The sequence below is a fragment of the Gordonia phthalatica genome, from assembly GCF_001305675.1.
GTDB classification, from domain to species: domain Bacteria; phylum Actinomycetota; class Actinomycetes; order Mycobacteriales; family Mycobacteriaceae; genus Gordonia; species Gordonia phthalatica.
This window is the reverse complement of sequence record NZ_CP011853.1, coordinates 2,820,422-2,844,511: the sequence shown is the minus strand read 5'-3', so window position 1 is coordinate 2,844,511 and position 24,090 is coordinate 2,820,422. Positions and strand designations below refer to the sequence as shown.

General features: G+C 67.5%; 20 protein-coding genes. 7 read left to right on the top strand and 13 right to left on the bottom strand.

Annotated elements, in window-relative coordinates:
• Positions 1 to 197 precede the first annotated feature (197 nt).
• The 6 genes from ACH46_RS13305 (at position 198) to ACH46_RS13280 (ending at position 7,415) form a co-directional block, all read left to right on the top strand.
• Positions 198 to 1,991 (top strand): BCCT family transporter, encoded by a 1,794-nt coding sequence (locus ACH46_RS13305; RefSeq protein WP_082399654.1) that lies wholly within the window; start codon positions 198 to 200, stop codon positions 1,989 to 1,991.
• Positions 1,992 to 2,021: 30 nt separating this feature from the next.
• Positions 2,022 to 3,389 (top strand): SGNH/GDSL hydrolase family protein, encoded by a 1,368-nt coding sequence (locus ACH46_RS13300; RefSeq protein ID WP_062393352.1) that lies wholly within the window; start codon positions 2,022 to 2,024, stop codon positions 3,387 to 3,389.
• 99 nt (positions 3,390 to 3,488) lie between these two features.
• The gene (locus ACH46_RS13295; RefSeq protein WP_162234642.1) at positions 3,489 to 4,439 is read left to right on the top strand and encodes a hypothetical protein; all 951 of its coding nucleotides are present in this window, start codon (positions 3,489 to 3,491) and stop codon (positions 4,437 to 4,439) included.
• A 37-nt stretch (positions 4,440 to 4,476) separates the two neighbouring features.
• Complete coding sequence (locus tag ACH46_RS13290) at positions 4,477 to 6,321, top strand: alpha/beta hydrolase family protein (RefSeq protein WP_062393350.1); 1,845 nt, start codon at positions 4,477 to 4,479, stop codon at positions 6,319 to 6,321.
• 105 nt (positions 6,322 to 6,426) lie between these two features.
• Complete coding sequence (locus tag ACH46_RS13285; RefSeq protein ID WP_062393349.1) at positions 6,427 to 6,933, top strand: macro domain-containing protein; 507 nt, start codon at positions 6,427 to 6,429, stop codon at positions 6,931 to 6,933.
• A gap of 113 nt (positions 6,934 to 7,046) precedes the next feature.
• Complete coding sequence (locus tag ACH46_RS13280; RefSeq protein ID WP_062393348.1) at positions 7,047 to 7,415, top strand: hypothetical protein; 369 nt, start codon at positions 7,047 to 7,049, stop codon at positions 7,413 to 7,415.
• A gap of 7 nt (positions 7,416 to 7,422) precedes the next feature.
• On the opposite strand, the gene ACH46_RS13275 is transcribed toward ACH46_RS13280, so the two are convergent.
• Both ACH46_RS13275 and ACH46_RS13270 read right to left on the bottom strand, forming a co-directional pair.
• Positions 7,423 to 9,126: an MDR family MFS transporter gene (locus ACH46_RS13275; RefSeq protein ID WP_226995621.1), complete on the bottom strand. Its 1,704-nt coding sequence runs from the start codon at positions 9,124 to 9,126 to the stop codon at positions 7,423 to 7,425.
• A 34-nt stretch (positions 9,127 to 9,160) separates the two neighbouring features.
• Positions 9,161 to 9,631 carry a MarR family winged helix-turn-helix transcriptional regulator gene (locus tag ACH46_RS13270; RefSeq protein WP_062393347.1) on the bottom strand — a complete coding sequence of 157 codons (471 nt, stop codon included), beginning with the start codon at positions 9,629 to 9,631 and terminating at the stop codon, positions 9,161 to 9,163.
• A 217-nt stretch (positions 9,632 to 9,848) separates the two neighbouring features.
• Here ACH46_RS13270 and ACH46_RS13265 point away from each other — a divergent pair, with 217 nt between their 5' ends.
• Positions 9,849 to 11,909, top strand: a complete 2,061-nt coding sequence (locus ACH46_RS13265) for a PhoX family protein (RefSeq protein WP_062393346.1) — start codon at positions 9,849 to 9,851, stop codon at positions 11,907 to 11,909.
• 75 nt (positions 11,910 to 11,984) lie between these two features.
• Here the strand turns inward: ACH46_RS13265 and ACH46_RS13260 are convergent, their stop codons facing one another.
• The 11 genes from ACH46_RS13260 to ACH46_RS13210 all read right to left on the bottom strand — a co-directional run bounded on the left by ACH46_RS13260 (position 11,985) and on the right by ACH46_RS13210 (position 24,052).
• Positions 11,985 to 15,401, bottom strand: coding sequence for an ATP-binding protein (locus ACH46_RS13260; protein WP_062393345.1), 3,417 nt, complete (start codon positions 15,399 to 15,401; stop codon positions 11,985 to 11,987).
• Positions 15,398 to 15,997 (bottom strand): DUF4194 domain-containing protein, encoded by a 600-nt coding sequence (locus ACH46_RS13255; protein WP_062393344.1) that lies wholly within the window; start codon positions 15,995 to 15,997, stop codon positions 15,398 to 15,400. The genes ACH46_RS13260 and ACH46_RS13255 overlap by 4 nt, the downstream gene beginning before the upstream one ends.
• Entirely contained in the window at positions 15,994 to 17,460 is a 1,467-nt protein-coding gene (locus ACH46_RS13250; protein ID WP_062393343.1) for a DUF3375 domain-containing protein, read from the bottom strand. The genes ACH46_RS13255 and ACH46_RS13250 overlap by 4 nt, the downstream gene beginning before the upstream one ends.
• 257 nt (positions 17,461 to 17,717) lie before the next feature.
• Positions 17,718 to 18,413 (bottom strand): hypothetical protein, encoded by a 696-nt coding sequence (locus ACH46_RS13245; protein ID WP_062393342.1) that lies wholly within the window; start codon positions 18,411 to 18,413, stop codon positions 17,718 to 17,720.
• Positions 18,414 to 18,421: 8 nt separating this feature from the next.
• Entirely contained in the window at positions 18,422 to 19,369 is a 948-nt protein-coding gene (locus tag ACH46_RS13240; protein ID WP_062393341.1) for a hypothetical protein, read from the bottom strand.
• Between the two features lie 69 nt (positions 19,370 to 19,438).
• Positions 19,439 to 19,897 (bottom strand): hypothetical protein, encoded by a 459-nt coding sequence (locus tag ACH46_RS21630; protein WP_062393340.1) that lies wholly within the window; start codon positions 19,895 to 19,897, stop codon positions 19,439 to 19,441.
• A 50-nt stretch (positions 19,898 to 19,947) separates the two neighbouring features.
• A complete protein-coding gene (locus tag ACH46_RS21625) occupies positions 19,948 to 20,286 on the bottom strand; it encodes a hypothetical protein (RefSeq protein WP_062393339.1) in 339 nt (112 codons plus the stop codon).
• Positions 20,287 to 20,411: 125 nt separating this feature from the next.
• Positions 20,412 to 20,810: a hypothetical protein gene (locus tag ACH46_RS13225; RefSeq protein ID WP_062393338.1), complete on the bottom strand. Its 399-nt coding sequence runs from the start codon at positions 20,808 to 20,810 to the stop codon at positions 20,412 to 20,414.
• Between the two features lie 76 nt (positions 20,811 to 20,886).
• The gene (locus tag ACH46_RS13220; protein ID WP_062393337.1) at positions 20,887 to 21,624 is read right to left on the bottom strand and encodes a hypothetical protein; all 738 of its coding nucleotides are present in this window, start codon (positions 21,622 to 21,624) and stop codon (positions 20,887 to 20,889) included.
• Positions 21,625 to 21,676: 52 nt separating this feature from the next.
• Positions 21,677 to 22,654, bottom strand: a complete 978-nt coding sequence (locus ACH46_RS13215; RefSeq protein WP_062393336.1) for an ADP-ribosylglycohydrolase family protein — start codon at positions 22,652 to 22,654, stop codon at positions 21,677 to 21,679.
• A 96-nt stretch (positions 22,655 to 22,750) separates the two neighbouring features.
• A complete protein-coding gene (locus tag ACH46_RS13210) occupies positions 22,751 to 24,052 on the bottom strand; it encodes a hypothetical protein (RefSeq protein WP_062393335.1) in 1,302 nt (433 codons plus the stop codon).
• Between the last annotated feature and the right edge of the window lie 38 nt (positions 24,053 to 24,090).

Sequence of the window (24,090 nt, the reverse complement as noted above, 5' to 3'; positions counted from 1 at the left end):
CACCTGCTCGACTGATACGGTGATTTCGCTCGATCGAAGTCGGTCGATGCCCCGACCGGGGAGGCCGGAGCGTCGAGTGCAGCACGGTGCGCCGCATCGGAGTCGGTGAACGTGAGTCCGGCTGCGAGGCCGAGGGCGCTGTCGCCTCGCATGTAATCCTGACCTCGAACTGTCGACGACGAGGGGTTCAAAACCTTATGACAAAAAGTGAAAACGGGGGCGACGACCAAGTCCCCGATCTGATTTCGAAGGTCGGGGCGGCACCAGACCAGGGCCCGGCGCGTATGGACTGGTGGATCTTCGGCACCGTCGCCGCAGTGTGTGTCGCCTTCATCGCGTGGGGCTTCGTGTCCAGCGATTCGCTGGCCAGCAGCGCGCAGAGCCTGCTCGACTGGCTGCTGGTGAACGTCGGCTGGGTCTTCGTGATCGTCTCCACCACGCTGGTGGTGTTCGTGCTGTGGCTGGCATTCAGCAAGTACGGGAAGATCCCGCTCGGCGCCGACGACGAGAAGCCCGAGTTCCGCACCGTGTCCTGGATCGCGATGATGTTCAGCGCAGGCATGGGCATCGGCCTGATCTTCTTCGGCATGGCCGAACCGCTGATGCACTTCATGGATCCGCCGCCGGGAACGACGGCCGCCGAGTCCGAGGCCGCGATCCGGACCGCGATGGCCACGTCGATGTTCCACTGGGGTCTGCATCCCTGGTCGATCTACGCGATCCTCGGCCTGGCACTGGGCTACAGCGTCTTCCGCCGCGGCCGTCCGCAGTTGATCAGTTCGGCGTTCGTCCCGCTGTTCGGGCACCGCGGCGCCAGCAGCGTCGGCGGCAAGGTGATCGACGGACTGGCCCTGTTCGCGACGCTCTTCGGCTCGGCGGCCTCGCTGGGTCTGGGCGCGCTCCAGATCCGCACCGGCATGAAGGAGGCCGGCTGGATCGAGACCCTGGGCACCAGTGTCCTGGTCGTCATCATCGCGGTCCTGACCTGCTGCTTCATCCTCTCAGCGGTATCGGGTCTTGCCAAGGGAATCCAGTGGCTGTCGAACATCAACATGGTGCTGGCCCTGCTGCTGGCGGTGTTCCTGTTCGTCGTCGGTCCGACGGTGTTCATCCTCGATCTGCTGCCCACGACCATCGGCAGCTACCTGGAGGACTTCCCGCACATGATCTCGCTGTCCGGCGCGACCGGCGGCGACGCGATGCGCGATTACCTCTCCTCGTGGACCATCTTCTACTGGGCCTGGTGGATCTCCTGGACCCCCTTCGTCGGCATGTTCCTGGCGCGCATCAGCCGTGGCCGGACCATCCGTCAGTTCGTCGCAGGCGTCATCCTGGTGCCGAGCATCGTGAGCCTGATCTGGTTCGTCATCTTCGGCGGCACCGCGATCGCCGATCAGCGCAACGGCAACGATCCGTTCGGCGACGGCACGGCGGAGGGCATCACCTTCAACGTGTTGAAAGATCTGCCGTGGACCGGTATCACCTCGGTGCTGGTGATGATCCTGGTCGCCATCTTCTTCGTGTCGGGCGCCGACGCGGCGTCGATCGTGATGGGCACCCTGTCGCAGCGAGGCAACATCTCGCCGAGCCGCTGGGTGGTCGTGTTCTGGGGTGCGGCGACCGGTGTGGTCGGCGCGATCATGCTGGTGATCGGTGGTGAGGACGCCTTGTCGGGCATTCAGAACCTGACGTTCATCTCCGCGTTGCCGCTGGCGATCATCCTGCTGCTGCTGTGCATCTCGCTGACGAAGGATCTGCGGAGCGATCCGCTGATCCTGCGCGAGAAGAAGGGCGGGCAGATGCTCGAGACCGCTGTCGTCATCGGTGCGAACCGCGATGACTGGGACGACTTCCAGCTGGAAGTCAGCGAACGTGTCGAGGAGAGCGTTCCCCAGGACGACGCGGCCGCCGGCACCGATGCCGCCTTCGAGGACGATGCGGATCCGGTCGGCGACGACCCGGTGGAAGCGGGGCCCGCGGGCACCGCATGACGCCTCGTTGAACGTGTCATCCTCGAAGGCATGAGGAAACGGATCGTCGACGTGGTCGCGGTGATGGTCATCGCCGTCATCGCGATCGCGGTGTCCCTGTGGCTGACGCCGATGCAGTCGGTGGAGGCCGTCGGACAGACGGTCCGTGTCGGTGCGGCCGCACCGTCGATGTCGTGGAGTGGACCCGGTGAGGTCGATCTGTTCGGGCAGAAGCTCGACACCGCGATCGACTTCCCGGGTCCGATCCGTCCGCGCCTGGAGCTGACGAATCTGCAGTTGTCTTCGGAGCTCGCCGACCTGGTTGGGCCTGCCGGGAACGACGCGGCGCGGAAGGCCGCGCAGGACGAACTGCAGAACGCCCTGGTCGACGGCTGGCGTCGATACCTCATCATTCAGATCCTGATCGTGGCGGCGGTGTCGCTGATCCTGATAGGAGCGGTCGCTGGATGGCAACGACGATCCCGTCGGGCGACGATCGTGATGGTGGTGCTCGGCGTCGTCGTCGCGGCGGCCGCGAACGTCGGAGCGGTGGTCGTGACCGCGGTCAACTCGGTGGATCAGCTGCGAGCGATCAGCTCCATCGAATCACTGGTCGGCGCCGCGACCGTCCCCGGCCAGATGCCGCGGAACCTGCCGTCCGCGAAGGCCGGTCACGTGGTGGTGATCGGTGACTCCACCGCCGCGGGCATCGGCAATCCGCCGCTCACGAACCCCACGAAGGACGACTCTGCGTGCGAACGCACCAGCGGGGCCTTCGCCGTCGCGCTCGGTCGCGCGTCGAACTGGCAGGTGACCAACCTGGCGTGCAGCAGCGCGACGATCCGCGAGGGGATCCTCAGTCGGCAGGAACGCGGCGGAGAGATGCTGCCGCCTCAGCTGACCACCGCCCTCGACGCCGCACCGAGTGCACTCATCATCAGCGTCGGGGCCAACGACGTCGGGTGGTCGCACATGATCGGACTGTGCGCCGCCCTTCCCGACTGCGGCGGCAAGGCCTCCGAGGCCTACTTCGATCAGAAGCTGGAGTCCTTCGCCCGCGACTACCTGGTCCTGCTGACCCGGCTGCAGGCGCTGAAGAATCCGCCGAAGGTCATCGTCAACACCTACTACGATCCGTTGCCCGACGACACCGACTGCGTCGCCGATCTGGGAATCACCGACGAGAAGGTGAAACTCCTGCACGGGTGGCTCGACAAGATGAACACCGTGCTCGAACAGGGCGCGGACGCGGCGTCGTTCCCGATAGCGAAGCCGTCGTTCGCCGGTCACGGACTGTGCTCGCCGGACCCGTTCATCCAGTCGATCAAGGGCAACGCGCCGCTGCACCCGACGACCGCGGGCGGCCTGGCGATCGCGCTGGCCGACCAGGCGGCGCTGCTGGCAGCTGGGATGCGGTGAATCGGTCCGTCGCCTGAACAGGTGACGCAAAGTTCGTGTCAGAGGCGATCGTTAGTATTCACGTAAATTGCCATTTCGCGCTGAATCTCTCGGAGGCAGGTGGTGAATCCCGGGACGGCGTTGGTGCCGAGCGGCAGCGGTATGGTTCGACGGTTGTCGGATGAGGAGCTGACGGTCCTCGTCACCCTCGAGTTCGCGAATGTGGTCGGCAGCCACATTCCGAAGAAGCAGAAGGACACCCGGGACCGGTACGAGGATGCGCTGGCCGTGGTCCGCGACTTGTACATCGCGGAATTGTCGGCGCAGACCGGGACCGAGCAGCTGCCACCGGAACTCGCCACACTCGTCTCCGGTCGGATGCCGACGCTGCCGCGTGTGTGGGACCTGTCGGAGACCATCCGTCGCGTCGTGGTGCTCGCATACTCGAACGCCGTGGCGCCGTACGAGATCGACACCGGGGGATGCTGCGTGGCGCTTGCGGCAGCCGGTGTCGCGCTCCTGGCGGCAGGCCCCATCGGCATCGCGATGGCTGGTGCCGCAGGGGCTGCCGGTGCCGCGGCGATCACGAGCGGGCTGGCGGCCTTCGGTCCCGGCGGCATGGTCGGAGGGCTGGCGATGCTCAGCAGCCTGGCGGGAACCGGTGGAATGGTCGCCGCCGCCGCTGCCACGGCGCGCCCCGGCGCGAACGCAGTGGTGCTGGACCCGACGAGCATCGCGATCCAGGTGTCGATCGCCCACGCCCTGAAGAAGGTGGGAGAGGAGTTCGACGGGGGACTGTGGGAGCGGGTGACCCTCGCCGAGGGGGAGCTGTCCTCGCAGATCAACCGGCTCGAGTCGTACAGCGACGCCAAGTCGGCCTCCTTGGAACGCCTGAACGCCGCGCGTGATGTCATCAAGTCGCTGCTCGACTACATGAAGAAACACGGGTTGGTTCCTGACGCCGTCGTTCCGGCGATCAGCGATCCCGACGGCGACGATGACGGAGGCCCGGAAACGGCGGTACGTTCGGCAAGATGTTCGGACGGTAGCCGCGCCGATATCATTCGGTAGTCCGCAGTTCGTCGAGCACAGCCCAGGGGAGGTCGCAGTGCGCATTCTCTACCTGCACGGCGTGGGTCTCGGCGACCCGGCGACGGGCTGGTTCGACGGACTGAACCGCGGCCTCGTCGCTATCCAGGCTCGGCCGGTGGACGAGTCGGAGATCATCGCGCCGCAGTACCGAGACCTGCTGAAGGTGCCGGAGATCGAGTCGGTCCATCCGCCGATCACGTACACGGTGGTCGACGATCGCGACGCCCGCCGTGCCTTCGAACGACGCCAGGGACAGGTGGAACTGCTGGTCCGCGACTTCCAGGAGGTCCGGGCCTTCGGACTGGGGCGCCTGCCGGACTCGGTCGTCAACGGACTGCAGGAGTCCCTCCTGGACTCGGCGCCGCTCGACGTCCTCAAACAGGTGAAGAACTACCTCACCGACGAGGGGCTGCGCGGCGCCGTCCTGCAGCGGATCCTCGACGACTTGGACGGCGACGTCGACGAGATCGTCCTCATCGGGCACAGCCTGGGCAGCGTCATTGCGATCGACCTGCTGGACCACCTCCCCGAATCCGTCCACGTCCGTCGGTTCATCACCGTCGGCAGCCCGGCAGGCACCCCCGCGCTGTACCGGAACAGCCAGCGGATCCTGAAACGATTCCCGTATTCCCGGGTCGACGACTGGTCGAACTTTCTGGACCCCCTCGACGGAGTCACCGCCGGTCGCGGACTGGCGACGATCTTCCCGGGTGCGCAGGACTTCTCCGTCCGCGGGGCGAGCACGCACCGTGCGTTCGACTACCTCTCCCAGCCGGCGATCGCGACGCTGGTCGACCGCGCGTTGCATCCGGGGCCGGACGGTGCGCGTCGCGTCAGCACCGCACGCAGGCTCACCGACAACGAACTGACGGTCCTGGTGACCCTGCACTTCGCGGATGCCGTCGGCCTGCACATCCCGAAACGAGCGACGCGCGAGCGCTATCAGGACGCCTTGAGCGTGGTGCGGGATCTCTATGTCTCGGACCTGCTGGAACAGGCCGAGACCCATCAGTTGCCGCCCGAACTGACGACCCTGTCGGAGGGGAAGTTGCCGCGGTTGCCGCGGATCTGGGACCTGTCGGAGGTCATCAGCCGCGTGGTCGTCCTCGCGTACTCGAACCTGGTGTCGCCGTACGAGATCGACACCGGCGACGCCGCGTTCGGCGCGATCTCGGCGATCATGAACCATCTCGGCTACTCGACGGAGACGGCCGAGCAGGTGTGCGAGGCCGTCGAATCGGTGAATGCGCACCTCGACCGTCGTGCTCGCTGGCTGGGGCCGCGGTCGCGGTGGGCGCTCGCCGCTGCCGGTGTCGCACTGCTCGCGGCCGGTCCCGTCGGCCTGGCCGTCGCGGGCGGTGTCGGGGCGGTCGGCGTGGCCGCGATCTCCGGCGGACTCGCGACCGCGAGCACGGCCAGCATCGCGGCGGCAGGCGGGCTCGCCATGCTCAGCGGCATCGCGGGGACCGCGGGAATGGTCGCCGCGGCGGCCGCGACCGCCCGCCCCGGCCCCAAGGCCGTCGTGCTGGACCCGACGAGTATCGCGATCCAGGTGGCGGTGGCACACGCGCTCAAGAACGTCGGCGAGGAGTTCGACGACGGGTTGTGGGAACGCGTGATGATGGCCGAGAGCGAGCTGTCGGCGCAGATCAACCGCCTGGAGCCGTTCAGCGACCCGCGTGCACCGTCGCTGGAACAGCTGCGGTCGTCACGCGACCTCATCTCCTCGCTCCTCGGCTACATGAAGAAGCATCGGCTGGCTCCGGAGAAGGCGCTCGTCGCCGTCAGCGACCCCGATCGCAGACATCCGACGGTGATGCCGTCGCTGGCGAAGCCGATCTCGAAGATTCTGGGCAAGTGACGGTGTCTGTTCGTCAATGAATCACCGATAGGGGCAGAAAAGGCGGATACCGGCCAGTAGACCTCGCCCAGGTGATTTATTTCCGAGATCGACGACAATGAGGATGTGCGGAACATCGAGATCGTGGTCGGAGACATCACCAGAGTCCGGGCGGATGCCATCGTCAACGCCGCGAACACGCGGATGCGCGGCGGTGGGGGAGTCGACGGTGCGATCCACCGGGCAGGCGGGCCGTCGGTCCTGGAAGACTGCGTCCGCCGATTCCCGAACGGACTCGCGGTGGGCGACGCCGGCTACACCACGGCGGGTGCGCTCAATGCCGGGCACATCATTCACACAGTGGGCCCGAACTACAGCGCGGGACAACGCGATCGCGGACTGCTGGAGTCGTGTTACCGACGGTGTCTGGCCGTGGCCGACGAGCTCGGCGCCACGACGGTCGCCTTCCCGCTGATCAGCGCGGGCGTGTACGGCTGGCCGATACCCGATGCGATCGCGGCGGCGATCGACACGATCCGCGGCGCCGAGACCGGTGTGGAGAAGGTGACGCTGGTGGCGTTCACCGACGAGTTGGGTCGTGCGATGAACGACTACCTGAATTCACTCGCCTGATCGACCGCTCGCCTGATCGACCGGTGCTGGGACGGCACCCGGAAATGTCAGAGGCTCGTGCCACAGTGTCCGCATCGGCAGCGGCATCGACTGCCGAGGGAGGAGACGAAGTCATGACCACGACTGTTGAACCGGCACCGTCGACGCCCCGCATCGCGGTGGAACCCGAGGTGAGCCGCCCGCTGTATCCGTGCGAATGCGGGAACCCGGATTGCGAGTGGCGCGAGGCCGACATCGACAATTTGATCGACGGCGAGGGACCGTGGGTCACGGACCGTGAACTGCGGCAGGTGGCGCAGAAGGTGCTCGCCCTGCAGGAGGTGTGTAGCTTCTTCCACGACCATGTCTCGCGGTCGATCGAGAAGTTCACGCCGCTGAGCCGCCGGTACACCCGGCCGGTGGCGCTGCACGCCATCCGGGAGGCGTCGAACACCTGGCACGGGTGCCCGGCGGAGATCTGCGGGGCGGCCGAGTCGGCCTAGGCCGGTCCTAGGTCCGGGCCGGGAGCGGGTCGCCCTTGTCGTCGAGATCGACCGGTTCCTCCGCGCCGATGGTGACGCTCGGCGCCGGGGCGGTGGTCTGGGCCTTGTCCTCGACGTCCTCAGCGACGGAGGCGTCGGTCGCAGCGGTGTCCTGCGGAGTGGTCTTCGCCGGCTCCTTGGCGATGGTGGTGCGCAACTGCACCTCCTTCAGGAGCAGCACGCAGACGAACGTCACGATCGCAGTGGCCGCGGAGATCATGAACACCGGGCCGAACGCGTCTGAGTAGGCGTGGTGGACGATGTCCTGGACGGGCGCGGGCAGGATGCTGATGTCGAGGCTGGTGTCGCCCGACTCCTTCGGGACGGGGATGCCGGCTGACGTCAGGCCCTTGGTCACGTTGTCGGCGACGAGGCTGGTCAGGACTGCGCCGAGCACCGAGACGCCCACTGCGCCGCCGAGCGAGCGGAAGAACGCGATGGCGGCCGAGGCCGCGCCGACCTCCGTGACGTCGACGGTGTTCTGCACGACGAGCACGATGTTCTGCATCAGACCGCCGATGCCGATGCCTGCGATGGCCATGAAGATCGCGACGTTCACGTACGCCGTGGTGTGGTCGATGAAGCCGAGACCGAAGAGGCCGACGAGCATGGTGGCGCCGCCCACCACCATGACGGCCTTGACACGTCCGGTGCGGCTGACGATCTGACCACAGATCGTGGCGCTGAGCATCTGCGCGACGATCATCGGGATCGTCATCAGTCCGGCCTTGGTGGGGGAGAACCCGTCACCGAGCTGGAAGTACTGGGTCAGGAAGACACTGGGGCCGAACATCGCGACGCCGACGGCGATGCTGCCGAGGATCATCAGGATGGTGGCGCGATTGTGCAGCACGCGCAGCGGGAGCATCGGCTCGGCGGCGCGGAGTTCGACGACCACCGTCAGTGCGGTGGCGACGAGGAAGCCGCCGACGAACGCGGCCGACTGCCAGGAGATCCAGTCGTACGAGTTGCCCGCGAAGGTCACCCACAGCATGGGGAGGGCTGCGGCGATCGACAGCAGCACCGCGCCGAGGTAGTCGATCTTCACGTTCTCGCGCGGAGTGTGCGGGAGATGCAGCTTGATCTGGATCAGGATCAGGGCGATGACGGCGAGCGGGACGCAGACGAAGAAGGTCCAGCGCCAGCCGAAGTGGTCGGTGATCAGACCGCCGAGGAGGGGACCGGAGACGGTCGCGACGGCCATGACCGCGCCCATGTAGCCGCTGTACCTGCCGCGGTCACGCGGCGTGATGATGGACCCCATCACCGATTGTGCGGTCGCTATCAAGCCGCCCATGGCGATGCCCTGGATGGCGCGGGCCGGCATCAGGAGCCACACCTCGTGCGCGAACCCGGCGAGGACCGAGCCCGCGACGAACAGGACGATCGACAGCTGGGTGAGGACCTTCTTGTTGAACAGGTCCGACAGCTTGCCCCAGATCGGGGTGCTGATGGTCATGGTCAGGAGGCTGGCGGTGATGACCCAGGTGTACTGGCGCTGCGTGCCGTTGAGAGCGCCCATGATGGTGGGCAGCGCGGTCGCGACGATGGTCGTCGAGATCATCGCGGTGAAGAGGGCGGCGAGCAGGCCGGTCATGACCCCGAGGATCTCGCTGTGGGTGTACTCGCGCGGGGCGGTGGAGGTCGTACCGGTGAGGGGCTGGGCGGTCAACAACGGACCTTTCAAAAGAGTGCAGGGCGGAATGTCACGTCGTGGTCTGCGCGGACTGCTGCTCGGGCAGCGGCTCTAACGCGGCCAAGATCGGATCCCGCAGGCGGCTCAGCACGGCCTCGGCCTGAGCGGCGTCCTCGTCGGACCAATCCGCCAGGCGTGCGGCGAAATGTGCGATGAACTGGGACTCGCGCGTGCAGATGTAGTCGACGCCTGCCGAGCTGAGCGACAGAAGCGAGGCGCGGGCGTCCTCCGGATCGGTGCGGCGGATGACGTAACCCTCCGTCTCCAGCGCACCGACCGCGCGTGAGGCGACGGGGAGCGAGACGGTGAGGCATTCGGCGAGTTCGGTCAGCCGGGCGTCGTGCCTCTTCAAGTGCTTGAGGATCCCGATCTTGGTGCCGGTGATACCGCTCGTCAGACGGCGCTTGCGGGCGATCTCGAAGACACGAGCCAGCTCGATCGCCGCAGTCAGGATGCGCCGCGCTTGTTCGTCGTCGACCACCGGTCCTCCTTAGTTGCGGTAAGTAACTATAAACCTTATTGCTTACCGTAGGCAACATTCCCCGGTGAGGAGCCGGGGCCGGGGAACATCTGCGCGCAGTGTGGTGTTCGCGCGGTGTTCACCCCGACGATCGCCTACTGCGAACCGAGGATCTTAGAGTCGGCCCAGTACCCGCCCAGTCAGTAGGCGGCCGGATCGAGGGAAGAGGCTCACCCGAATGCGTATTCCGTTGCAGTTGTTCGCCGTGGGAGGCGCCGACGTCGGTCGTTCCGCACGCGCGCGCGTCACCTGTCGATACAAGTGTGGCGAGGCGTGCTGGCATGAGCCCGCCAACACGAGCGACAACGAGTATTTCCGCGATGTCGCGCGCACGGCGCTGTCGCGTCGGGCCGTGCTGCGCGGCACGATGGGCGCCGTCGTCGCGGTCGGCGCAACGTCGATCCTCGCGGCCTGCGGTGATGACGGAACCGACGGCACCGCCGGTGGCAGCGGTACCGCCGGAGCCGGTTCGGACGGACCCTACGAGGGCATGCGGTTCGACATCGTCAAGCCGAACACCGAGGACGCGCTCATCACCTCGAAGGGGTACGACCAGAAGGTGGTGATCCGCTGGGGCGATCCGGTGATCCCGGGCGCGCCCGAGTTCGACTTCGACAACCAGACGCCCGAGGCGCAGGCCGCACAGTTCGGATTCAACAACGACTTCGCCGGACTGATCCCGATCGCCGACCAGCCCGGACACTCATATCTGGTGGTGAACCAGGAGTACACCACCGAGCAGTTCATGTTCCGGGGCTACGTCGAGAAGAAGCCGACCGAGCAGCAGGCGCGGATCGCGATGGCCGCACACGGCATCACCGTGCTCGAGGTCGAGGAGTCCGACAGGGACGGCTCGCTCACGCCGGTCATCGGGTCGCGGAACCGTCGCATCACCGCAGGCACACCGTTCCGCCTGACCGGTCCGGCCGCGCGCACCGATCTGGTGAAGACCTCCGAGGATCCGACCGGCACCGTCATCCTCGGCACCATCGCCAACTGCTCGGGCGGAATCACCCCGTGGGGCACGATGCTCTCCGGCGAGGAGAACTACAACAACTACTTCTCCAATGCCGGCAAGGTCACCGATAAGACGGCCGCCAAGCACCTGGAGCGATACGGCTTCGAGGACGATGCGGACTACCACCAGTGGGGTCAGTTCGAGCCGCGCTTCGACCTCGCGAAGACGCCCAACGAGGCCAACCGCTTCGGGTACGTCGTCGAAGTGGATCCCGCCGACCCCAAGTCGACTCCGCTGAAGCACTCCGCACTCGGTCGACTCAAGCACGAGGCCGCGACGGTGCACGTCGTCAAGGACGGACCGGCGGCGGGCACCGTGGTCGTCTACACCGGCGACGACGAGCGCTTCGAGTACATCTACAAGTTCGTCTCCAGCCGCAAGATCAAGGAAGGCGACAAGCGGCATAACATGGGCATCCTCGCTGAGGGCACCCTGTACGTCGCGTCGTTCTCCAGCGACAAGCCGATCACTGTCGACGGTGCCGCCGGTTCCGGCACGTGGCACAAGCTGATGACGGTGGCCCCGGACGGGACCGCGACGTCGCATATCAAGGGCATGACGGCCGCCGAGGTCGCGGTCTTCACCCGTGAAGCCGCAGACAAGGTGGGCGCGACCAAGATGGACCGGCCCGAGGACATCGAGCCGCATCCGGTCACCGGCAAGGTGTATGCGGTGCTCACCAACAACAGCAAGCGCGGAGTCGACGGCAAGCCCGGCGTCGATGCCACGAATCCGCGCAACGAGAACAAGAACGGCCAGATTCTGGAGATCACCGACGATCATGCAGGTGAGTCCCTCACCTGGGACCTGCTCCTGGTGTGCGGCGACCCCAAGGAGGCCGATACCTACTACGGCGGCTTCGACAAGAGCAAGGTGAGCCCCATCTCGTGCCCGGACAACGTCGCCTTCGACTCGCATGGCAATCTGTGGATCTCGACCGACGGCAACGCGCTGGAGAGCAACGACGGCCTGTTCGCCGTCGCACTCGACGGTGATCGTCGCGGTGAGACGAAACAGTTCTTGACTGTCCCGCGGGGCGCCGAGACCTGCGGCCCGATCATCCAGGACAAGCGGGTCATCGTCTGCGTGCAGCATCCCGGCGAAGAGGACGACCACTCGGCAGACAACCCGGCATCGCACTGGCCGGACGGCGGCAGCTCCCAGCCCCGTCCCTCGGTCGTGTCCGTCTGGCGTTCCGGCGGGGGTGCGATCGGCGTATAACTCCGACGACAGGAGGGGCGACGGCCCGCGCGGTGGGAGCACTCCCTGCCACCGTGCGGGCATGGTCGGCGAGCGTTACTCGACGACCTCCACCAGGTCGCGCACATCGCGCCGCGCGCGGTACTCCTCGATCGTCAGGCACTGCAGCTGCGAGTAGCTGCCGCCGCGGTTCTCGACGTAACCGACGGCGGATACGAAGGGTTCGATCGTGTAGATCTTCGTCAGCGGCGTCACGATCAGCAGTTGCAGACCGAGTCGGGCGAACAGGGAGAGCGCGTAGCGGGCGGAGTCGTCCGAGCCGCGACCGAAGGCCTCGTCGATGACGACGAACCGGAAGTCGCGCGACATGGTGGCGCCCCACTTGAGGTCGAACTGGTACGCCAGTGACGCCGCGAGGATCGTGTACGCGAGCTTCTCCTTCTGGCCGCCGGACTTGCCGTCGGAGTCGGTGTAGTTCTCGTACTCGGCGTCGCCGTCGACGTATCGTTCGGACGCGGCGAAGGTGACCCAGTTGCGGACGTCGGTGACCAGCTCGGTCCACTTGCGGTCCACATCGGTGAAGCCCTCGCGGCCGCGGAACCGTTCGACCAACGCCTTGACGAGGAGGAACTTCTCCTCGGCGTAGTGGTCGTCGCTGTCGGCCTCGAAGGAGCCGTCGCTGCAGGCCCGGAGATCGGCGCGGAACTCGCGGATCTCCTGCGATGCGGTCGGATTGACGTCGAGGCGGATGTATCGGCCGGGGTTGTACTCGATGCCGGCGAGCGACTCGTTGATCGTGTCGATCTTGGAGCCGATCAGGTGCACCTCCTTGTTGAGCTTGGCGGCGAAGATCGCGATGTCGCGGATGGCGTTGGTGTTCAAGTAGTTCTTGAACTCCGCCTCGAACCGCGGGAGATCGTCCTCGGCGAGCCGCTGATGGAGTTCGCGGTACTCGTCGGCGGAGGCGATATCGGCGTCGAACTCGGTGGTGAGCACCGGGTGACTGCGATTGAACTCCGACATCCGATTCACCACGCGCGTCTCGTACGTGCCTGCGCGACTGGCGTGCTGCTCGGAGTCGTCGGTGAGCTGCTCGGTCATCGACGATTCGAGTTCGCCGCACTCGGCGACGGTCAGCTCGGCGTCATCGGCGTCGTCGGCGGTGCGGACCTTAGCGCGGTACTTTTCGACGTCGGCGGCGATCGCCTCGAAGTGCGGCTGCGCGTCGTCGAACTCGGGGTCACCGATCACCTGCTGGGCGGCGTCGCGGGCCTGTTCGCTCTGCCCGCGTGCCATCTCCAGGCGAGAGACCTTGTCGCGCAGGCCGTCGCGCGTCGCATCGGCGGCGGACAGCTGCTCGCGGGTGGCGGCAATCGCGTCGGTGACCTCGGCGAGCTCCGACGACGACTGCTCCAGCTCGGTCTTGCGGGCGGTGAGCTCGGCGATCCGCGCCACTGACGAGGCGGCGTCGACGATGTCGAAGCTGGGGTAGGCGTCGAGGCCGGTGAGCGCGTTGCGGCGCGCCATCAGCGCGCGACGACGCTCCTCGAGTTCGTCGATCTCGCCGTCGACCCGATTGAGGCGATCCTGCAGCAGCTGGCCGGCCGAGAACAGCGCGGAGATCTTCTGCTCGTTGCTCCATCCGAGGACGTAGTTGCGGCGGTCGTCGACGCGCTGCGAGTCGTCCTTCTCGTGGCGTCCGCCGCCGGAGCGGACCTGCCCGTTGACGGTGACGGCGACGTCGGCACGGCGGAACTCGTCGAGGGTCTCGGCGCAGATGTGGCGGGCGCGCTCGAAGAGCCTGCGCTCCAGCCAGGCCTCGAAGCGGCCCTGCTTGATGTCGATCTTGTGGGCGAGGGCGTTCGCCGGCGGCGTCGGCACGCCCTTCGACGCGACGTGGTCGGACACCTTGAAGTACACGACGCGGCCGCCGAGATGATTGGCGTCGATCCAGGCGGAGACATCGTCGTACAGATCGGACGCCACAAGGAGTGACAGTCCGAAGCCGCGCAGGACGCGTTCGGCGGCGCCCTCCCAGCGGCTCTCGTCCTCGCGGACGCCGATCAGCTCGCCGACGAACGGGAGCTCATCGCGCGGGATGCCGACGCCCTCGCAGATCAGCTCGCGGATCCGGAGGTTGCGGTCGGGGATATTGGTGGTGCGGCCGCGGAGACTGGCGATCTCGCCGGCGATGCGGCGGCCCTCGGTGTCGTACTCGCGCTTGCTGAAGCGGACTTCGTTGAGGGAGTTCTCGGTGTCGGCGACCTCGGCGTCGAGGGCGGCGACGGCGTCGGCGACCTCGGTGCGCCGCTGGTCGAACTGGCCTCGGTCGTTGACGGGGGCGAGGCCCGCGTCGTCGATCATGGTGCTGTAGCGGTCGTAGGCGAGGGTGCGTTCGTCGCGCTGCCGGGTCGCTTCGGCGATCTGCTGTTCGAGCGTCGCGATGTCGGTGCCGCCGAGCCCTGCCTGCCGCAGTTCCAGTTCGCGCAGGGCGATCCGCAGATCGGCGAGGTCGCGTTCGACGGTCTCCAGCGCGGTGCGGGTGGCGTGCAGGTCACGGTTGTGGACGTCCAGGCCTGCGGTGAGGAGGTCGAACCGCTGCTGTGCGAAGTAGAAGCGCAGGGCGGCGCGCCGGTCCTTCAACTCGGCGGCCATCTCGGTGTGGCCGCGGTACTTGTCGTGGTCCGCCAGCAGCGGCTCCAGCTCCGCGAGTTGGGTGCGGGCCAGGACAACGGCGTCGTGCGCGGCGGTGAGGTCCTCGAAGTGGGTGACCATGGTGTCCACCCAGCCGGAGGAGTCGAACGGCTCGAGCATGTGGTCGCGGACGAAGTCGTTGAGGTTGCCGACGGCCTTCATCGAGACGGTTTGGTGGAACAGCTCCATGGCCTGTTCGGAGCGGATCGCCAGCGACCGGCGGTAGTCGCGGCCGTACTCGGGGAAGTGCTCGTGGATGCGGGTGTCGCCGTCCTTGAGCCGCTTGCGCAGCGCGCGGAGGTCCGAGCCGAAGTCGGCGAAGTCGGTGGCGATGTCGAGCGGACGGTCGGTGACGGTGAAGAAGCGTTCGGGCTGACCGCTGTCGTGCCGCATGGAGAAGACCTGCGCCAGGGTGACGGTCTCGTCGTAGCCCTCGTTCGCGAAGACGCCGAGGATCACCGAGTAGTTGCTCATGCCGCGCAGGGCGACGGGGCGCGAAGAGCCGGTGACCTCGTTGCGTTCGGACTTGTAGTAGCCGAGGACGTACGACCGCAGGTCGCGTTCGCGGGACTCGCCGCCCGCCGCCTTGTTGTACGCGACGCGGTGCGCCGGCAGGAGCAGGGTGGTGAGGGCGTCGACGAGGGTCGACTTGCCGGAGCCGATGTCGCCGGTCAGCAGGCCGTTCTCACCGTCGAGGGTGAGCGTCCAGACGCGCTGGTCGAAGGTTCCCCAGTTGAGGACCTGGAAGCGCTGGAGGCGGAAGCCCGACCGGGCCGACGCCGCGCTCTCGAGTTCGGTGGGGGCGAACAGTCCGGTCATCGCTGCTCCTGCGTCATCGTGTCGGCGTATTCGGCCAGGTGGGTGTCGAGGTCGGCCAGCCATTGCGCGTCGACGTAGGCTTTGATGACGCGGCGCACCTCGTACTCCCCGTCCTGGCCGGGCATGCGGCGGAGGAAGCCGAGGTCGACGACGCGGCGAATGGCGGTGTCGGCCTGATCGGCGGTGCGCGCCTCGTTGGCGGACACCGGGAAGAACGGCGTGATGAGTTCGCGCAGCTGGTCCGAAGTCAGGATGAGTCGGTTGCCCGCGTCGGTGGTGTCGTGCTCGGCGAGCTTCTTGCGGAGCAGCGCCAGCAGCAGGGAGGTGTGCAGCGGCAGCTGGTGGCGGGCGACGAGTCGGGGGATGCCCAGGTCGGCGAGCTCGTCGTCGCCCTTGGACCGCAGGAACGCGTAGCCCTCGGCCTCGTCGATCACCACGGCCAGGCCGAGCGTCGCCACGTAGTCGCTGATCTGCGCGGCTAAACCGAGCACGTGCCGCCACGCGGTCTCGGCGGTGTCGCGGTAGACGACGCCCTTCATCAACGACGTGACCGCGAGCGGGAGGTTCAGCTCGTCGCGGGGCACGGGGCGGCTCATCGGTTCTCCTCGGGGTGGTCAGGATCGTGGCTGGGGCGCAGGTAGATGACGCGCGGGACGTGCGCGCTGCGGTGGGCACCGACGTCGTCGGTCCAGCTCACGGTCTCCGTCGCGGACTCGTCGAAGACCTTGGTGAAGCCCTCGTCGGTCAGCGACAGGTAGGTGATCAGTTCGGCGAGGCCCTGCTCCATCGGCGTCTCGGCGATCACGTCGGCGAGCGTCACCTGGTCGCGGCGGCGCAGCATGGAGCGGACGTGCTCGATGAGCGGGGCCGGATCGATGTGGATCTGCTCGAACAAGGCGGTGGAGTCACCGTCGGCATGCCCCTCCTCGATGCCGTCGCTGGCCACCTCGACGGTGCTGGCGCGGCGGTAGAGCGGCCGTTCCAGCGGCAGGTGCACCTGCGGGGTGGGGGAGTCGATCTCGTGCGCGAAGTCGTCGATGCGGTGGTCGCGCAGCGTGTACGCGGATGACTCGATGTTCCGGAGCAGGTCCATGACGCGACGGTTCTCCAGCCACGCCTGGTCGTCGAGGAAGCGCCGCAGCTGCTCCGACAGGCGACGAACGGTGCCCTGCGCGCGGGTGCCTGCGTCGAGCCAGTCGTGGTGGATGTTGGTGAGACGGACGTCGTCGTCGGGCAGGCCGTCGAGCGACTGCGTCTGCCGGACCAGGTCGTCGAGTTCGTCGAGCCGGTCGGCGGAGAGCAGGAGGTCGTAGAAGGCTTGAAAGCTGCGGCCCTGATCGGAGTCGGAGATGACGTTGCGGCTGCCGACCACCTCGTCAAGGAGCTCGCCCTTGGTGCCGCGCCAGGTGGCGATGCGCTCGCGCATCTCGCGGTCGAGGCTGCGGAAGTTCGACTCCACCTCGCGGAAGTCTGACAGGAGTGCGCGGGCGATGTCGGCGAACTGCTGGTAGCGGTCGCGGCGGCTGGTCGCGTCCATGACGTGGAAGTCGCCGCGCTCGGCCGCCTCGATCTCGACATCCAGTTCCGCGCGGCGGCGGTGCAGTTCTGCCAGTCGGATCTCCGCGTCGGTGCTGCCGCCGTACACGATCTGGCGGAGCAGTTCGATCACCGTGTTCAGTCGGGACTCGGTGCCGACGAACCCGCGTTCCCGCAGGGAGCGGACCCAGGCGACGGCGCGTTCCACCGCCGGCGTGGCGTCGTAGTGCGGCTCGTCGCTCTCGATGACGTAGTACTTGCGGAGCCAGCCGGTGTCGGCGGCGGCCCATTCGTCCAGGTAGGCCTTCGGGGTGCGGGGGTAGGTGCCGGGGCCGAGCCGTTTGTTGAGGGAGTACAGCTCGTCGTCGAGGAGATTCACGAGGGCGGACTCGGAGATCTCGCGGACGTTGTCGTCGACGAAGACGCGGCCCAGAAACGACAGCAGCAGCGGGGCGTTGTCTGCGCGCAGCAGGCGCCACGCGGCGCTGCTCTTCCGGACAGCGACGATCTCGTCGAATTGCACCCGGTCAGGGTATCGGGGAGGCGCGCGTGGCCGGTCTCACGGTCGGTTACCTGGGGCTACGGATATCTGCGTCCCCGTGACGGGTCGCCGAGGGCAAATCGCCCTCGGCCGGGGCTGAGGGGGACGCGAATGTTCGTAGTCCCGGGCGACTGAGCTCGCGGAGAGGCGGACCACCGCGGAGTTCGTCCCCGCGACGCCGACTCACGGACCTATTTCCCGGAAGACGGTGTCACGGGGACGAAGTCGTCACCAGCGGTTCAGCAGAAGTCACGATCGATCGTGAACCGGAGCATCAGCGGGTACGGGACAGACTCGGTCGGAAAGCCGGGATCGATGGGCTGATAGTTGGTCCACAGCTCGGCCTGCACCGCGACGCTGACCTGAGCCGGCACACCGGTCACCACGCCGCTGATGCCCGCCGAGTTCAACTCGATGCTCAGCCTCGGGTCGTCGAGATTCAGCTCGAGTGGGACGTCGACGGCGGGCGCCACGTCGCCGAAAGCGGTCGCCGGTCCGGTGATGCGCACGGTGCGGGATTCGCGCTCCTCCTGCTCGGCGTATGCCGCGACGACCTCGGGCGTCGGTTCGATGCAGCTCTCCGAGGACAGTCGCACTGTCACCCCGAAACCCTCGTGCACCCCGAAGCGCTCGTCCGGGATGCGCGCGTCGACGACGCCGCGGACAGTCGGTCCGGGTGCACGGTCATGCCAGGACAGGACCAGCACGAGGGGCACGGTCGTCGGATCACCACCGGTGGGATCCCAGCGTGCCGACCAGCCGTCGAATCGCAGAAGCTGCATGTCGCGGTCCCAGGTGAACGGCTCGTCGACGGGAGACTGTTCGTCGTCCGCTGCGGGATACGCGGTCAGGGTGCCTTCGATCACGGCACCGGGTTCGGGGATGCTGCCGCAACAGCCGTATTCGTACGCCGCGATCTGAACGTGCAATGCCATCGTCGCGATCAGCCGACCAGACCGTTGAGGATCTCGGTCAGCTCGTCGGTGGGGCGGATGGCGATGCTGTCGGTCTCGTGGTCGAGGCCGCCGATGTACGACAGCCGGCCGCGATACCAGTGATAGAGGTTCGGTGACACCGAGTAGGCGGCATCCTCGAAGTACGAGGCCCCGGCCGAGGCCATGACCCCGATGGTCTCGATGACGGACAGATCCCGGATCGGGTGCAGGAAGATGGTCGACCGTTCGGGAACCGAGACGATGACGCCGCGGGGTGCGTCCATCCGCAGGTGCGTGAGCAGCCCGTCGAGGTTGAGGATCTTGGACGCGGTGAACACCGAATCGCCTGCGACGGCGATGACTCCGTTGCCGACGTCCTGAACACTGTCGATCGGCTCGGCGTCGGTGTGCATCTGACCGAACCGGAAGAGTTCGTCCAGGTCGGGGAACCGTTCCGCATAATGCGAGGAGACGTAGGTGATGGTCTCGGGGAAGTCGATGCAGAGAACCGCAGCCAGATCGTCGGCGACCGGCCGGGCGTACGCGGCCATGTCGATGCCCATCGCGGTGAGTGCATCGTCGGGAACCAGACGCGTGCGGACCTGGTTGCGGATCTGATCGATCGTCAGATCGTCGATGCCCGGCAGCGTGGTGGTCCGTGCCATCCGACCGAAGTGGCGTTCCAGGATCGTCAGCCATTCGTCGCGGGATGCGGAGGCACAGGTGGCGAACGCGTTGTCGAGCGTGATCCGGTAGCCGTCCGACGCGGTGAAGGTCGCACCGTCGGCCTCGAGTGTGGCTTCGACACCGTTCTCGGCGAGAACCCGCTGCGCGGTGGCTCGGATCCAGTCGGCGTCGCCTGCTGTCAGTGCCGGGAACGCGGTGTCCCTGGGGGCGTCCGCGGCAGCGGGAGCAGGACCGGACCTGCGCGTCGAGCGGCGGCGGAAGAGACTCATGCGGGCGACGTTAGCAGCGACGAGACCATCGGGCGCGGCGTGCGTCGGTCGAGGAGTGGACGATGCCCGTCAGGCGGTCACGGCTTCGAGCGCGGGGTAGACGGTGACCGACCCGTCGAGGTGACGCGTGATGTCGATCTCGATGTCGGCCGGACGAGCCTCGGGGAGAGCGAGCTTCCCGAGCCCCTGAAGGAGCGCGATCGCGTCGAGGAGACGGTCGACTTCGGACGAGCCGAAGACGAAGTCGCGCACACCGTGACTGCGATCCAACTGGAGCGACGACAGCCGCATCAGGAACGCCGTCAGGTCGGCGGCGAGGGCATCGATATCCTCCTGGTCGGCCTTCAACTCACGCACGAACCGCTCGAACGGGTTGTCCGGGTCGGCCTGCGCGTGCGACACGGCCTGCAGCAGGATCACCTGGCGGCGCAACGTGATGGCCAGACGTGCCAGCTCGAGGTGCGCATAGAACTCGCTGGACGTGTCTGTGACGCCGGCGATGCGACGATTCAGGTCGTCGAGTTGCACCTTGTCACCGACGCCGTTGAGGGCCTGCTGCCAGCGCTTGAGCCGATCGCCTACGCCGCGACCTTCGCCGGCACCACCATGCGGTAAAGCGTTTCGCCGGACGCGGCGACGGACGACGCCGACTTCGACGTGTTCTTCACCAGATCCGCGAGGTGCATGGCCAGCGGGCTGGCCGCCGCGAGGTGGACACCGCCGGACCGGTGCTCCGGCACGACGGACGACGGATGCGCTTCGAGGGTCACCAGCGGTGCGTCGCTCAGCATCGTCAGCGCGCTGCGCAGCTCGGCGACCCGGCTCGCGGTCATGCCGTCGGTCGCGAACTCGGGGAGCGATGTCGGGCGGGTCGCAAGGGTCCAGAGCGGAACGACGTCGGTGGTCGGCTCGGTCACGAGGCGCTCCTCGATGAAGGGAATCGGCGCGATGTCGGGGTCGTGCCTGTCGGGCTCATTGACTGTATTCCATGGGTCGGACAATGGCTCCGGATGACACGTACGGTGACGGTGTCGCGGACCTGTCAGCCGATGACCGTGATCGGGTGCGCCGCGGCGTGATCGGCGCTCGGTTCGGAGGTGGCTCCGACGATCAGCAGGCTGATCACCATCAACACGCCGGCGACGGGACCGGCGATCCGCCAGGGCAGCGTTCGCCAGATCATCGTCTGGCCGACCAGTACGAAGGTGAGGCCGAAGAAGGTCATGCCGATCGACATCCCGGGTTTGCTCCAGTCGACCAGGGCGGCGATCGTGATGAGCGCGCCGAACAGGAGCAGGATCCAGCCGAAGACCTTCGACACGACCGAGATCGGTCGAGGTGCTGCGGTCGGGGCGGGATGGATCGGCTGCCACTCCGGCAGCGGGCTGGGTGTCCGGTCGGGTTCGTGGGCGCCGAACGGGTTGTTGAACGGATTCGTCATCGGAACTCCTTCATGGCACGGATGATACGACCGCGGTCGGACATTCTGGACGTCGACGGCTGTGCAGGCTGGCGGGTCAGTGGGCGCGGAACAGGCCGAACAGCTCGTCGCCGAGACTGCGCGCGCGAGCGCGCCGCACGTCGGCCCACGACGATCCGTCGCCGGTCCACAGCTGCAGGATGTCGTAGGCGCTCGCCACGTAGTGGCGCGTCAGTTCGGGGAGCCGGTGCTGCATCAGAGACCACTCCTGCGCGAACAGCGACTCGCGCGATCGGTAGCGGACGATGTCGGTCGAGGTCTGCCGGTAGGTGTCCCGATATGCGTCGGCGAGCGCGTGCTCGGCACCGAATGCCCAGGCCACCGCGTTCAGCAGGGCCTCGCTGGGTGCTCCGAACAGATCGACCGGCGTCTCGAGGCCGGCCACCACGTCGACGGTCGGCAGGTCGGTCGCGTGCACCGTGTACAACTCGTCGACCGCGGCCTGCGCCGCTCGTCGCAGGCCGTCGGTCCACGGGATCGGCTGCTCGTTGTGATTCACGTGCCGTCGGAACGCGCGATGGAAGACCGCGCCGACACTGAACGCCCACGACTGCCGGGCGAGGTCGCGGACCGCGTACGGGGTGACGGGTGCGGCCGCCAGGCTCGGGAACACCCAGACGACATCCTGCTCGATCGGCAGGCCGCCGGGAAGCAGCAGGTGTCCCGGAACGTGGGCGGACGTCCGCAGATCGGGCGGATGGCTGCCGTACCGAAGCCTGACCACGCCGTCGGAATCCAGACCGGCGACGAGCGGCCGCCCAGGGTTGCCGAGCACGGTCCTCCTCCCGTCGACCAATCCGTCTGACACCCCAAACTAGCGGAGCCTGCTATGCGACCGCCGAGTCGGCCGCCGCGATCAGATCGGCCGCAGTCCACTCGGCGCCGTCGACGACGGGCCACCCGTGGACGCGTTGCCGCCACGCGTCGTCGATCCCCGACAGCCCGCACACCGCACCCATCAGCGCACCGGTGATCGCGGCGATGGTGTCGGTGTCGTCGCCGATGCGCACGGCGGTGAACACCGCATCGCGATAGCGGTCGTCGCCCGGCGCGTGGTGGGCCGACGACGCGGCGGCCTGCCACGCGGTCACGGTGTAGCCGTTCGGGGTGAACGTGCGCGGATCCTGACCGACCGCCTCGGTCAGGCGGTCGCGCCACCAACCGCGACGATCGGCGGGCAGCAGCTCGAGGCCTGCGTCGAGGTGAAGTCCACCGGACAGGACGGCGACGCGGATCGACTCGCACCAGAGGATGCACGATTCGACGGCTTCGTCGTCGGCATGCGTGAGCCGGGCGACCGCTCCCGCCGCCTCGGCGAGCGCCGAACGATCATCGAGGTGGGCCAGCGCGACGGGCGCCGTGCGCATCAAGGCGCCATTGCCGGCTGAATGCCTGCGCTTGGATGCCACATCGATCGACTCGGTCGTCATCACCTCGCTCAGCGGAGTCTGGTCGTGTGCCGCGCGGGCGGTGGCACCGAGCACGGCGCGTGTCTGATTGCCGATGTCGGGCGGATTGGATCCATACCAATCGAGGAACCCGGCGGCGACGGTGTCGAGGGCGGCCGTCGATCGGAGTTCGCGGTGCTGTGCGCCGGCGCGCGCGATGGCGGCGAGCATCGACGTGTCGTCGCTCCACTCGCCGGGGGCGAAGTCGCCGAGGCCGCCGCCACGCATCTCGGGGACGGCGGTGCTGCCGAGTCGCAGACCGAACTCGTAGGGGACGCCCAGGGCGTCGCCGACGGCTGCGCCGACGAGGGTGCCGCGGGCACGGTCGAGCTGAACGGGGGAGAGAGTCGCCGTCATGGAGCCTCCTGATCTCGAAGGGGTGAATGGCCGCAACACTAGAGCAGAGGTCCGACATTCCCGGCGAACGCCGAGGTGGCGCCTATCGATGAGCGATCACACCAGCCGCAGTGCCGGTCGCGGTTCCTCGCCGGTGATGATGACCTCGACGTCGTCGGACTCGGAGATCTGGGGGAGCACGGTGTCCCGCAGCATCGCGAGCTCCTCGCTCGTGATCGGGACGTCGAGCGTGAGGAACTCGACCGGCACCTTCCGCAGGCTCTGGTCCTTGGTCTGGCCGCTCGCGCGGGCGCGCATCGAGTTCAGGATTCTGAGTCGGTCGTCACCGACGCGACTGCTCTCGTAGTTGATCAATCCGAGCACGGTGGTTTGCCACGATGGAAGCGCTCCGGCGACCGACTCCAGGTGCGGTCGCACGCGGATCCACAGCGCCTCTTCCGCCTTCGCATCGCGCATCGTGCTCGGGTCTGCGGTGGCGTCCGGCTCCAGCAACCAGGTGCTGTGCACGTCGCGGTAGCGGAGTCGCCACCGCAGAAGTGCGCCGTCGTCGTTCACATCGACGCCGAGGACCGCAGCCGGTGACCTTTCGCCGATCGGTCCGTATTCACCGACGTCGAGACCGCGCCGGAAGGCGTGCGACGGCAGGTCGCGTTCCACTGTGTGCGCCTGATCAGCGGGAACGTGCAGACAGCGCTCGCTCTCGATCAGGGCCTTCTCCAGCGGAGTGATGCCGCGATCCAAGCGAGACAGGTACAGCCCCTCGTTCTCGCCGAAGAACACGGCGCCGGACCCGATGATTCGGACGGGGCCGCCGGTCGCCCTGCCACTCAACTGGACCGCCGCGGAGACGAGGACGCCGTCGTCGCCGATGTTCTCGACCGTGTGCACGATGGTCGCGCCGCGGACCAGCGAGACGAAGCCGAACGACTGCCGCGCACCGGACCAGACACGCACCCCCGCCTCGTCGACGGCGTCGAGTGCAGGCCATAGTGCGGGACCCGCGTCGTGCAGCGGGAGGGTGCCGTCCCGGCGGATTGCGTCGGGGCCGCCGAGGACCGCCATCAGTGCAGTCAACGCAGCCACGGCGGCCGGTGAGTAGTCGGACGGAACGGTATCGGCGGCGACGTCGGCCCAGGACACGCGACGATCCCGTTTCCGGAAGTCACCGCCGACGGGCTGGACGAAGATCTCCAACGGGTCGTCGCGGTGGTCGACGAAGAACTCCAGGCGAAGGTCGGGCCGGTGATCGTTGCGCGGCCAGGTGACGGCTTCGACCCCGTCGACGAGTTCGCGCCACGAGCCGAACGGGACGGCGTCGGTGATGGCGTCCTCGGTGGTGTACCTGCGGCGGCGTGCCTTCGACGATCGTTCGATCCGGTAATCGCTGTGATCGGCCATGGTGACGACCGTAGCGCGAGGGCCCCACGACCTTGTCG